This is a genomic window from Jeotgalibaca sp. A127, assembly GCF_052266745.1.
Taxonomy (GTDB): Bacteria; Bacillota; Bacilli; order Lactobacillales; family Aerococcaceae; genus Jeotgalibaca.
Map to the genome: position 1 here is coordinate 25,357 of NZ_JBQPRC010000014.1, position 12,812 is coordinate 38,168.

Below are 12,812 nucleotides of genomic sequence, written 5' to 3' on the forward strand. Positions count from 1 at the left end.
GCATGAAAATGAAGCGAATTATTTCAATTGTATTTACTTTTGTTGGAGGGAGTGTAGGACTCACAGCAATGCCTTATTTATGGGATGTATTGAATCTTACTAATTCTCCTTTTAATAATGTGTTCGTCAACTTTGGTATTGGTGCACTTATATTCTTTTTATTATCTTTAGCGTTGGCGAGTTGGATTGTCCGTGCTTTCAAGAAAGTTGAAAACTACTTCAGTAAACAATCGGCAACTTTTCTGTTATTTGGTGCTTTGGGTATTATTATAGGATTGGTGTTGGCTTGGTTAATCGGAATTCCTTTAGCGGCCTGGAATATTCCCGTTATCAGCAATATCATGCCTTCGTTACTATCGTTTGGCTTTGCCTATTTAGGTTTTTATGTGGGAACAACGCGAATCGACGAATTCCGGAAATTATTTGCACCAAAAAAACGTCCGGAAGAGGGCCAACTGTTGGACCGCAAAGCCGATTCCAGTTTCCGCAAGTACAAAATCTTGGATACAAGTGTTATTATTGATGGACGTATTTATGAAATTGCAAAGACCGGCTTTTTGGAGGGCGTTTTGGTCATTCCGAACTTTGTTTTACGTGAATTGCAATACATTGCTGATTCATCGGATAGCTTGAAACGCGTTCGGGGACGTCGTGGTTTGGATATTTTGAACAGTTTGCAAAAAGAAGAAGTGATGCAAGTTGAAAGCTACGAAGGAGAATTTGAAGAAATTGCCGAAGTAGACAGCAAATTGATTCGTTTAGCTAAATTAATTGACGGCGTTGTGGTAACGAATGATTACAATTTGAACAAAGTCAGTGAGTTCCAGAACGTTCCGGTATTGAACATCAATGAATTGGCAAACGCCGTTAAACCTGTGGTGATTCCAGGCGAAAACATGCGTGTAACAGTTATTAAAGCAGGTACTGAGCGCAACCAAGGTGTTGCTTATTTGGATGATGGTACGATGATCGTTGTAGAAGACGGACAGTACCATATGAATAAAACGCTTGATGTTGTAGTGACAAGCGCATTACAAACAGCAGCAGGACGGATGATTTTTGCAAAACCCGTCCACTCTCAAAAAGGTATAAAAGGTAATTAGGCATACACAAAAAGGAGAATGAATAATGGCTAAAAAAATTCGAGTACGGTACGCACCAAGTCCAACAGGGCATTTGCATATTGGAAACGCACGTACAGCCCTCTTCAACTATTTATTCGCACGTCATAATGATGGTGAATTTATAATCCGAATCGAGGATACTGACCAAAAACGGAATATTGAACGTGGGGAAGAAAGCCAGTTAGAGAACTTGACATGGTTAGGCGTGGATTGGGATGAAGGTCCAGACAAGCCAGGCGAATACGGACCATATCGTCAATCAGAACGAAAAGATATTTACGATAGCTATATTGATCAACTACTTCTATCTAATCGCGCTTACCACTGCTACTGTACAGAGGAAGAGTTGGAAGAAGAACGTGAACAACAACGTGCGCGTGGTGAAATGCCACATTACGGTGGTCGTTGTGCGCATCTGTCACCAGCAGAACAAGCTGAAAAAGAAGCACAAGGCATTGTACCAACCATTCGTTTCCGTGTACCGAAAGAAAATTCATACACATTCAACGATATCGTAAAAGGCGAAATCAATTTTGAAGCAAGCAGTGTAGGTGGAGATTTTATTATCCGCAAACGCGATGGCTTCCCAACATATAACTTTGCCGTTGTCGTGGATGACTATTTGATGGGAATCACGCACGTTCTTCGTGGTGATGATCACATTGCCAACACACCTAAACAAATGATGATTTACGAGGCTTTTGAATGGGCATATCCAGAATTTGGACATATGACTTTGATCATCAACAGCGAAACAGGCAAGAAATTAAGCAAGCGTGATGAAGCAATTCTTCAATTTATCGAACAGTATAAAGATTTAGGCTACTTACCAGAAGCAATGTTCAACTTCATTACGTTGTTGGGTTGGTCGCCAGTTGGTGAAGAAGAAATCTTCAGCCGCGAAGAATTGATCAAGATGTTTGATCCAGCTCGTTTAAGTAAATCACCAGCAGCGTTTGACGCGAAAAAACTGGAGTGGGTTAACAACACCTACATGAAAGAAACGGAATTGGATACAATTGTTCCTTTGGCAGCGAAACATTTGGCCGCAGCTGGGAAAATTTCTGAAAATCCTGATGAAGAAACTAAACAATGGGTTAAAAAATTGGTTTCCTTATATCATGATCAAATGAGTTATGCGGCAGAAATCGTTGAACTTTCAGAGCTATTCTTTGCCGAAACTTTGGAACTGGATGAGACAGAAAAAGAAGTACTGGCTTCAGAAACAGTTCCAACAGTATTGAATGCCTTTAAAGAAAAATTAGCTGCAATTGAACCATTTGAAGAAGCTGAAATCAAAGCGGCGATCAAAGAAGTCCAAAAAGAAACCGGCGTTAAAGGTAAAAACCTATTCATGCCGATTCGTGTAGCTATCAGTGGGGAAATGCACGGGCCGGAGCTCGGTAAAACAATCGAAGTATTGGGCCGCGAGAAAAGTTTGAACCATTTAGATACAGTACTTGCAAGTTTATAAAAATGATCAAGAGGACTCTTTCTCGGAAGAGTCCATCTTGCTATTAATAGAGGAAAAATGAAAGGAGCGACGGATGATGAAAATATACAATACATTGACTCGGACAAAGGAAACATTTAAACCACTGGAACCAGGAAAGGTGAAGATGTATGTCTGTGGGCCGACTGTCTACAACTATATCCACATCGGTAATTCACGTAGTACAGTGGCGTTTGATACAATCCGCCGTTATTTCGAATACCGTGGATACGATGTTAACTATGTTTCCAATTTCACCGACGTTGATGATAAAATCATCCGGACTGCTAAAGAAATGAAAGTGACTCCGGTGGAAGTGGCGGAAAAATTTATCGCTGCCTTCACGGAAGACACACGGGCGTTGGAAGTAAAAGAAGCAACGGTTCATCCGCGCGTTATGGATAACATCCCTGAAATCATTGCGTTTATCGAAGTGTTAATCGAAAAAGGTTATGCTTATGAATCCCAAGGGGATGTCTACTACCGGACGGAAAAATTTGAGCATTATGGGCAATTGAGCGACCAATCCATCAAGGATTTACGTATAGGCGCAAGCGAGCGTATCCAGGAAGAAGAGAACTTGAAGAAAGAAAGTCCACTTGATTTTGCCTTGTGGAAACAAGCGAAGCCGGAAGAGATTTCTTGGGATTCACCTTGGGGCGCGGGTCGTCCCGGTTGGCATATTGAGTGCTCGGTAATGGCAACAAAATATTTGGGTGACACAATCGATATTCATGGGGGCGGACATGATTTGACTTTCCCGCATCACGAAAACGAAATCGCTCAAAGTGAAGCGAAAACCGGCCATCCTTTTGCGCACTACTGGATGCATAACGGCTTTGTGACAATTGGCGAATCGGAAGAAAAGATGAGTAAGTCCCTGGGGAACTTCGTGCTGGTCCACGACATGCTTCAAACGGTTGACGCACAGGTATTACGTTTCCTATTGGCTTCTTCCCACTATCGCCGCCCCATTAAGTTCAGTGAGCGGGCATTGGAAGAAGCGCGCATCAACCTGGATAAAATCCGTGTGGCTTATAAAAATGCACAATATCGAATGGACAACGCGGCTGATAGGTTGCCAAGTGACCAAGCGGATGTGGCAGTTTTTATGGAATTAGAAGCGCGTTTCGTTGAAGAGATGGACGATGACTTTCAGGCTGACAATGCGATGACGGTTATCTACCAGTTTGTTAAAGAGTTGAACGTTTATTCAGAACGTCCAGAAGTTTCCAAGGCTGTCTTGGATCAAACTTTGGTATTGTTGGAACAGATCATGATGGTATTCGGCATTAAATTACAAGCGGAAGCGATGTTGGATGATGATATTCAGGCTTTGATCGATGAACGCACCCAAGCGCGAAAAGACAAGGACTTTGCCCGCAGTGATGAAATTCGCGATTACTTGAAGGACCAAGGCATTATTTTGGATGATACGCCGCAAGGGACAAGGTGGAGACGCGCATGAGTGATAAGAACTGGCAATTGTTAAACGGTCTGGCTCTCGCTTATGTTGGCGATGCCGCTTACGAAGTTTACATTCGAGACCATCTTCTTCATAAAGGCTGGACCAAGCCGAATGACCTTCACCGTCGCGCCACGCATTATGTATCAGCAAAAGCACAAGCGGCTTTGATGTATGCGATGCTTGACCAACCCGATTTTTTATCGGAAGAAGAAATCGACATGTATAAACGCGGTCGTAATGCCAAAAGTCATACGATTGCTAAAAATGCAGATGTTACAACCTACCGCATTTCAACAGGATTTGAAGCACTATTCGGTTACCTGCATTTAACAAAGCAAGTGACGCGATTGGAAGAGCTCGTTCGTTGGTGTATCCAGCAAGTGGAGGACAAACAAGATGAATCAAAAAAATAGAAAACCAAAAAGAGATTTTACGAATAAAGGCCGGGATTCCAAACGGAAACCCGATCGTAAACCAGAGCAAAAAACAAACGACCGTCCGGAACAACAGGATGATTTCGTCATCGGAAAGCACGCTGTTTATGAAACGTTGCAATCCGAGCGTGACATCAACAAGTTGTTCTTGCAAGAAGGTATTGGTGGCGAGAAAATCGGGGAAATCCTGGAGCTGGCTAAAGAACGCCACATCCAGATTTCGATTGTACCTAAAACAAAGTTGGATTTGTTATCCGATAATGGTGTCCATCAGGGCGTCATGCTGGCCACTGCAGCATTCCAATACGCAACACTGGATGATTTATTTGAAGTGGCTAAAGAAAAGGGTGAGGACCCATTCTTCGTCATTTTAGATGGGATTGAAGATCCACATAACCTCGGCTCCATTCTTCGTACCGCAGATGCGAGCGGTGTACATGGGGTTATTATTCCCAAACGTCGCGCGGTTGGCTTAACCGGTACCGTTGCGAAGACATCAACCGGAGCAATTGAACACGTTCCGGTCGTACGTGTGACAAACTTGGCCCGTACGATTGAAGAGTTGAAGGAACGAGGCGTCTGGATTTACGCAACCGATATGAAAGGGCAATCTTTTGAAAAATGGGATGCGAACCTGCCAGTCGCAGTCGTTATCGGTAATGAAGGAAAAGGTGTTTCACGTTTATTGAAAGATACGGCAGATGGTTTATTGACGATTCCGATGAAAGGTCACGTCCAAAGCTTGAATGCGAGCGTGGCTGCGGGATTGATGATGTATGAAGTGTACCGTAAACGAAATTTTGAATAATGATTAGGAGGTGAGGTTGCGGTGAAAAAGGAAATACTGGTTGTGGATGGGTACAATATGATTGGCGCTTGGCCAGAACTGGTAAGCCTGAAGAATCGTGACCTCATCGACGAAGCACGTGACCGACTCCTACAAATCCTTTCCAACTACCAAGCATTTGAAAACATTGAGATTTGGGTCGTGTTCGATGCCCAATTCGTACCCGGTATCACGAAAGAGTATACGAAATATAAAGTAAAAGTCGTCTTCACCGGTCAAGGTGAAACGGCCGATACCTATATCGAAGGCATCGTCGACAAACTAAAAAATGTCCTGACAGAAGTAACCGTTGCGACCAGTGATTTAGCTGAACAGCAACTCGTCTTCAACAAAGGCGCCAACCGCATGTCGGCTCTCGATTTGATGCTCGAACTCCAACGCTCCAAACGTGCCCGTGATAAAGAATCTGAATATCATAAGGTTCAAGGACATGGTCGCAAGAAACGCGGGAGTTTGACGGATGAGCAGTTGCAGAAGTTGGAATTTTTAAGAAATAAATTATCGAAGTAAGAGCCTATTTAAGGCTCTTTTGTTTTAAATTAAGACCCTTATTTTGAATACGCTTTCTTTTTTTGTCGTTAGTAGTTACACAAGTTGATATGAATTTTAATTGAAAGCGCTTAATTTTTGTAATAATCTAATTATAAGGAGGCCCAAACCTTGGAAGAAAGATTAATATTATTAATGAGAATTTTAATTACTCAAGACATTGTCAGTATGAATTACTTGATAGAGCAACTTGAATTGTCTAGAAGACAAGTAGAGTACAGTATATCAAAATTAAATGATTGGTTAAATAGTCAAGGAATAGATGAAATCATAAAAGTTCCTCGTAAAGGTTATCTGATTTCGGCAGAGTCTAGAAATCACATTCAAAGGTATTTAGTGGAGAGTAATGAAGAAAACAAAAAAAATTATCATCTTGGTAAAGAAGAACGGCAACATTTACTCTATCTTTTCCTTTTTTTAAAAAATGACTATATATCATTGTTTCATTACTCAAATCTTGTGAAGATTAGCTCTACTACAGGTTGGACAGATATCCAAGAAAAAGGTAAAGAAATCTCAGTATTAGATGTCCAAATTAAAAATAATAAGGAGGTAGGTTATTACTTAAGCGGTAATGAAATAGATATTAGATATTTAGCTCTAAAAAGCTTAATAAATCTTCTCGAAAATAAAAAATCGTTCCTAACGATCCTATCATTATTAGCTAAAGAAAAACAAATTGAGTTTACTAATCACTACAGATTTATTAATCATCTACTAGAAAAATATAATATGTACTTTACTGAAGCTAAAAGAGAAGAATTTATATATGGGCTGATTTTACTGTTTTTTAGAATCAAGAATGGAAATACCTTACAACAATCTAAAGAGTTCTCTATTTTTTATTTAATGAAAGAGTTTGAGTTGTCACAAGAATTATTAAATTCATTTTCTTTAGATTCCGATTTTGAAAGAAACTATGTAACTGCATGGATTTTGGGACAATCAGAAGGGAATTATTATGAAGAGACTTGTGATAGAGAAGCAATACTAGAATTAGTGAAAGGTATAACTTTTAAATTTACATCTATTTCAGGAATCAAACTGGACAGGGAAGAAAAGTTTGTTGCAGATTTCTATAGCCATTTTAGATCATCATATTACAGGTTATTATTTAGGCTTCCGACAATAAATGCTCTTGCAGAAAAAATTATTGAAGAATATCCTTTAGTTTATTCTTTTGTTGAAGAAAGTATCAAACCACTCTCTAATACTTTTAGTCAAAAGTTTTCAAAAGATGAAATAAGCTTGATGACAATGTATTTTGCAACGTTGGTTATTGCGAATAGGGATAATCATAGTTTTAAAAATAAACAACTCATTGCAGCAGTGGTATGTCCAAATGGAATTGGAACATCAAAAATATTAACTGAAGAATTAAGAGCATTATTTCCTTATGTCCGTTTCATCGAAACTATAGAAACAACGGATGTAGAAACAGTAAACACTGAGGTTGATTTATATTTTTCAACTACTCCAATCAATCAAAATAGGATAAACGGGCATCCTTGCTTTGTTGTAAGTCCCATCATGAATTACTCTGAGAAAAATAATTTAGTAAAAAATTTTAATAATCACTTTAAATCTGAAGTGAGCGAATTTATTAATTTAGATGAGTTAATAGAGATTATCGAAAAATATTCAACTATTAATAATAGAGAGTCTTTATATTTCGAATTAAGTAGTAAATTAAACAATCACTACAAAAAGAAAAGAAGTGAAGCAATGCTAAGCGATTTGACAAGCGAAAAACTTATTAGTCTCAATGTCCAAGCTGGGAACTGGCGAGAAACAATTAAACTATGTGGTGCATCGCTTGTGACAGAGAAGAAAGTTAAGGAGCAATATATAGATGCAATGATTCATACCGCAGAAGAGTACGGCCCATACATTGTTATTTCAAAACATGTAGCAATGCCTCATGCTAGAGCTGAGGACGGTGTAGTCGAAACTGCCATCAGTATAAGTACTTTAAAAAATCCAGTTGTCTTTGGGAATGAAGAAAATGATCCAGTAAAGTATGTATTTTGTCTAGCCGCCCAAGATAATTCCAGTCATTTGACAGCAATGTCTGAGTTGATAGAATTACTTGAATTAGATGGGTTTTATGAAATGTTAGAATCAGCTACTGATTCAAAATCGGTATACAAATATATTAAAAACTTTGAGAAAGAGAAGGAGGAAATATTATGAAACAAGCGTTAATTGCCTGTAGGACAGGAATGGGTTCAAGTATGATGTTGAAAATTAAGGTAAATCAGGTAATAAAAGAAAACAAGTTTCCAATTAAAGTACAACATGATTCCATTGATGCAGTGAGTCATTTTAATGGGGATCTATTAATCACTATGAATGATTTGAAACAAGAAATGGAAGGAAAAGTCCCTTATGTAATTGGAATAAATAATTTAATGGATAAAGTAGAAATAAAAGAAAAATTATTAATGTTCTTACAAGAAATTTAGGATTGTGGAGGGGTTGTAAATGAATTTTTTGGAAGTTATCGTATATGACTTATTAGGTTCAGCAGCAATACTTGTAGGTTTAATGGCTTTTATTGGGCTTGTATTACAAAAGTCTCCCGTAGATGAAGTCATTACTGGAACTATTAAAACAATAGTTGGCTTTCTTGTTTTTGGGATTGGGTCTGGAGCTGCAGCTTCAGCATTAAACAGTTTCCAAGAAATGTTTGCTAGTGGGTTTGGTCTTGAAGGAGTGTTGCCTTTAGCAGAGGCAGTAACAGCTTTAGCCCAAGAAAAGTTTGGAACTGTTGTTTCTTTGGTTATGGTGCTAGGATTCGCAATGAACCTTGTTGTAGCTAGAATAACACCTTTTAAAAATATTTTTCTAACAGGACAACACAACCTTTACTTAGCTGCACTACTTACTGTAATTCTTAAAGCATTAGACGCCAATAATACCGTTATTATTATTTTAGGGGGAGTTATCTTAGGAATATCTGCTGCAGTTTTCCCAGCAATTGCTCAACCGACAATGCGGAAAATTACTGGTCATGACGAGATAGCAATGGGGCACTACGTTACTGTAGGGTATGCTCTCTCTGGGTGGATTGGCAGTAAAGTTGGTAACCCAGAAGACAGTACAGAGAACTTAAAGCTCCCAGGTTGGTTATCAATTTTTAAAGACTATATCGTTGGTGTAGGCTTGACAATGCTAATCTTCTATTATGTAGCGGCTATTGCGGCTGGTAAAGAAACAGTAGAAAATTTATCTGGAGGAGTTAATTGGTTAGTATACCCACTATTCCAATCTTTAAACTTCTCAGCCGGTCTATACGTAATTATTACGGGCGTAAGGTTACTCTTGGGTGAAATAGTAACCGCTTTCGAAGGGATTTCTTCTAAATTAATCCCTAATTCAAGGCCAGCCTTAGACTGTCCAGTTGTATTTCCATATGCTCCAACGGCGACAGTAATTGGGTTCCTAAGCGCTTATGCGGCTGGTTTAATAATGATGTTTATTTTTGGAATGTTAGAAATGCCCGTAATAATCCCTGTAGCGGTTCCTTACTTCTTTATTGGAGCAACAGCGGGTGTTTTCGGCAATGCTACTGGAGGATGGAAAGGTGCGGTTGTAGGATCATTCGTTGTAGGAATTTTAATTGCTGTAGGGCCAGCTATTATTTATCCTATTATGGCTGATATCGGTTTACAAGGGACTGCTTTCCCAGAGACAGATTTTAATATTGTTGGTTTCATACTGTATTATATTGGCAAGTTTTTCCAAGGTATATTCTAAGTAAATTATCTGAGAATAAAAAATGTTATGGAGGAATGTAAAAGTGCTAAATGTAGAAAAAAAAATAGAACAGAAATCTGTAGATACTATCCGGACGTTGTGTCTGGATACAGTTGAATATGTTAATCACGGTCACTTAGGAATGCCTCTTGGATCGGCGACTGCAGGATATGTATTATTTAAAGACATCATGAATTATAATCCTCGCAATCCTCTTTGGTTTAATAGAGATAGATTTGTCTTAACTTCTGGTCATGGGTCAATATTACTGTATTCTTTACTTCACTTATCGGGCTATGATCTTTCTATTGAAGATTTAAAATCCTTTAGGCAAGTTGGTAGCAAAACTCCAGGACACCCAGAAGTACATGTTACACCTGGGGTAGAAGCAACAACTGGACCACTGGGGCAAGGATTTTCCATGACAGTGGGATTGGCTTTGGCTGAAGCTCACCTAGCTTCCAAATTTAATACTGATAAACATAAAGTTATCGATCACTACACTTATACCATTTGTGGTGACGGAGATTTAGAGGAAGGAGTTGCAAATGAGGCTGCCTCATTAGCTGGTCATTTAGGATTAGGAAAGTTAATTGTCCTGTATGATTCAAATGATATTACATCGGATGGGGACCTGAGCTTATCCTACTCAGAAGACACACTAAAAAAATTTGATGCTATGAACTGGCATACTATTAAGGTCCAAGATGGAAACGATTGGAAGGAAGTAAAAGAAGCAATCGAAGAAGGAAAAAGAGTAACAGACAAGCCTACTCTTATAGAGGTAAAGACTACAATTGGATATGGTTCTCCAAATCTCCAAGGAACTTCCAATATTCACAGTGACCCTATAGGTGAGAAAGAAACCATGTTAGTTAAAGAATTTTATGAGTGGGACTATGAAGAAAAGTTCTTTGTTCCAGATGATGTTAAGGAACATTATTCTGAAATTCAGGATAAAGGGAAAAAATCAGAAGATGATTGGAATCAGCTTTTTGACTCTTATAGTAAAGAAAATCCTGAGTTATCTGAACAGCTATTAAACGCATTGAATAATAATTATGAATTCCCTCAAATCGAAAAATTTACTCAGGATAAGTTAGCTACTCGTTCAGCAAGCGGAATAGTTTTGAACAAAATTTATGAGCATTATCCAGTTTTACTTGGTGGTTCTGCAGATTTAGCTTCATCAAACAAAACAACTATCACCAGTGAGCCGTTCATGTCCAGAGGGGATTTCGCAGGTCCTAATGTACATTTCGGTGTAAGGGAATTTGCAATGGCATCAATTTCCAATGGAGTAGGCTTACACGGAGGGATCAGACCCTACTGTGGTACATTTCTAATATTCTCTGATTATATGCGATCTGCAATCCGACATTCTGCGATTATGGATGTTCCTGTAACATATGTCATGACACATGATTCTTTATTACTTGGACAGGATGGCCCAACACATCAACCATTAGAGCAACTAATGTCCTTAAGAGCTATGCCAAACATTAATGTAGTTCGTCCAGCTGATGCAAATGAGACTATTGCAGCTTGGAAAATCGCATTTGAATCTAAGAATACTCCGACAGTTATTGCTTTGGGTAGACATGATGTTCCAGTATTAAATCAAGCTAGATTAGATGGTGTTGAAAAAGGAGCATATATTATCTCAGAGGTTGAAGATCCAGTAGGTATTATTATTGCAACTGGTTCTGAGGTTGAGTTAGCGCTAGATGCTCAAAATATTTTGAAAGAAGATAATATTGATGTGAACGTTATTTCGATGCCAAGTTGGGAACTTTTTGAAAAACAATCTCAAGAATATAAAGAATCAGTTATGCCATCTGATATTGTTAACAGAGTATCTGTTGAATTAGGAGTTAAGTTTGGATGGAGACAATATGTGGGTGAGAAAGGTTCTATCATTAGTGTTGACACTTTCCAATCATCGGGTCCAGGAGTAGAATTACTACAAAAACTTGATATAAATCCCGAAAGAATTGCTCGAGAAATGAAGAATATCATTGAAATAAACTAATTGATATATTCCTTCTTCAACTTTAAAACTTCTACCTTTTAACACATAAGAGGTAGAAGTTTTATTTTTTTGATTTGTCAATTTAAGCAAAACAAAGTAAATACATCGAGATAACTCAAGAATACTTCCAGCGACATTAGGTAAGTTAAGGCTTTTCTGGGAATATTATTGGCGTGTTCGTAATCGAGGTGATAAATACTTGACCCGTTTGATTGAAGTCCATCTCTTTTGATACCTTATCTTTCCACAGGTAACTGGTGATGTTTTCATTTAAATGCGCACAATGAAGGCGTTCCAAAATCGGCGAAATAAATAACGATATCATCTTGGTTGATTAAAGATTTCCCTTTCTTACAATCAAACTTAATGGATTTGAATAAGTTTTTAGGAATTGATTCAATCTAGACTAATATAATTAAATGGGACAATATAAAACACCTTCGAAATGTGCCGGGCTGAAAGACAAAATGGGTGTCCAACGGACAACAAAAGGAATTATGGTGAAACAGGGAATCTAGAATAAATCACAACGTAAGACATGGATGAAATGGTGCCCTACAAATGAAATCTTAAAAAAAGTATTTAGATATGAAAAGGTAGTTGAAAAAGGACTCGTTCTGAAATTGGTTGAAAGATACTGAAAAAAGTATACGATGATAGTTATTGTGTCTGGTTGGAAAGTGGCGCAATCCCTTCTTATCGAAGGCATCGTCGACAAAATTAAAAATGTCCTGACAGAAGTGACCGTTGCGACCAGTGATCTGGCGGAGCAACAACTCGTCTTCAACATAGGCGCCAATCGCATGTCAGCTCTCGATTTGATGCTCGAACTCCAACGCTCCAAACGTGCCCGTGAGTATCACAAGGTCCAAGGACATGGTCGCAGAAAGAGCGGGAGTTTGACGGAGGAACAGTTATTGGAGTTGGAGATGCTGAGAAAAAATTATCGAATTAAGAGCCACCAAGAGGCTCTTTTTTTTAAACGTCGATTGTAAAATTAAGCTAGACAAATAAAAAAGCCATTCGTGGTACACTCAAATTGTAATTCCGACCAAAGAATACATAGGAGTGATCACGAATGACCTACACCCATCTTACCACGGATGA

General features: G+C 38.6%; 11 protein-coding genes and 1 pseudogene. 11 read left to right on the plus strand and 1 reads right to left on the minus strand.

Features of this window, described 5'->3' with window-relative positions; translation table 11 throughout:
• Positions 1–2 precede the first annotated feature (2 nt).
• The 10 genes from ACTVAI_RS10805 to tkt all read left to right on the plus strand — a co-directional run bounded on the left by ACTVAI_RS10805 (position 3) and on the right by tkt (position 11,705).
• On the plus strand, positions 3–1,103 hold the full coding sequence (locus ACTVAI_RS10805) for a PIN/TRAM domain-containing protein (RefSeq protein WP_443474253.1): 1,101 nt from the start codon (positions 3–5) through the stop codon (positions 1,101–1,103).
• 25 nt (positions 1,104–1,128) lie between these two features.
• Complete coding sequence (gene gltX, locus ACTVAI_RS10810; RefSeq protein WP_443486647.1) at positions 1,129–2,598, plus strand: glutamate--tRNA ligase; 1,470 nt, start codon at positions 1,129–1,131, stop codon at positions 2,596–2,598.
• Between the two features lie 73 nt (positions 2,599–2,671).
• Positions 2,672–4,084, plus strand: a complete 1,413-nt coding sequence (gene cysS, locus ACTVAI_RS10815; RefSeq protein WP_443486648.1) for a cysteine--tRNA ligase — start codon at positions 2,672–2,674, stop codon at positions 4,082–4,084.
• A complete protein-coding gene (locus ACTVAI_RS10820; protein ID WP_443474250.1) occupies positions 4,081–4,497 on the plus strand; it encodes a Mini-ribonuclease 3 in 417 nt (138 codons plus the stop codon). The genes cysS and ACTVAI_RS10820 overlap by 4 nt, the downstream gene beginning before the upstream one ends.
• Complete coding sequence (gene rlmB / locus ACTVAI_RS10825) at positions 4,481–5,326, plus strand: 23S rRNA (guanosine(2251)-2'-O)-methyltransferase RlmB (protein ID WP_443474249.1); 846 nt, start codon at positions 4,481–4,483, stop codon at positions 5,324–5,326. The genes ACTVAI_RS10820 and rlmB overlap by 17 nt, the downstream gene beginning before the upstream one ends.
• 21 nt (positions 5,327–5,347) lie before the next feature.
• Complete coding sequence (locus ACTVAI_RS10830; protein WP_443486649.1) at positions 5,348–5,875, plus strand: NYN domain-containing protein; 528 nt, start codon at positions 5,348–5,350, stop codon at positions 5,873–5,875.
• Positions 5,876–6,025: 150 nt separating this feature from the next.
• Positions 6,026–8,107, plus strand: a complete 2,082-nt coding sequence (locus tag ACTVAI_RS10835; RefSeq protein ID WP_443486650.1) for a BglG family transcription antiterminator — start codon at positions 6,026–6,028, stop codon at positions 8,105–8,107.
• Positions 8,104–8,379: a PTS sugar transporter subunit IIB gene (locus tag ACTVAI_RS10840; protein WP_443474246.1), complete on the plus strand. Its 276-nt coding sequence runs from the start codon at positions 8,104–8,106 to the stop codon at positions 8,377–8,379. The genes ACTVAI_RS10835 and ACTVAI_RS10840 overlap by 4 nt, the downstream gene beginning before the upstream one ends.
• Positions 8,380–8,398: 19 nt before the next feature.
• Positions 8,399–9,673 carry a PTS ascorbate transporter subunit IIC gene (locus ACTVAI_RS10845; RefSeq protein WP_443486651.1) on the plus strand — a complete coding sequence of 425 codons (1,275 nt, stop codon included), beginning with the start codon at positions 8,399–8,401 and terminating at the stop codon, positions 9,671–9,673.
• Positions 9,674–9,716: 43 nt separating this feature from the next.
• Positions 9,717–11,705 (plus strand): transketolase, encoded by a 1,989-nt coding sequence (gene tkt, locus ACTVAI_RS10850; protein WP_443486652.1) that lies wholly within the window; start codon positions 9,717–9,719, stop codon positions 11,703–11,705.
• A gap of 77 nt (positions 11,706–11,782) precedes the next feature.
• Here tkt and ACTVAI_RS10855 read toward each other — a convergent pair.
• Positions 11,783–12,100 (minus strand): annotated as a pseudogene (locus ACTVAI_RS10855) (IS30 family transposase); the annotation flags it as partial.
• Between the two features lie 258 nt (positions 12,101–12,358).
• Between ACTVAI_RS10855 and ACTVAI_RS10860 the strand changes: the two are divergent.
• Positions 12,359–12,700 (plus strand): NYN domain-containing protein, encoded by a 342-nt coding sequence (locus tag ACTVAI_RS10860; RefSeq protein ID WP_443486653.1) that lies wholly within the window; start codon positions 12,359–12,361, stop codon positions 12,698–12,700.
• The last annotated feature ends 112 nt before the right edge of the window (positions 12,701–12,812 follow it).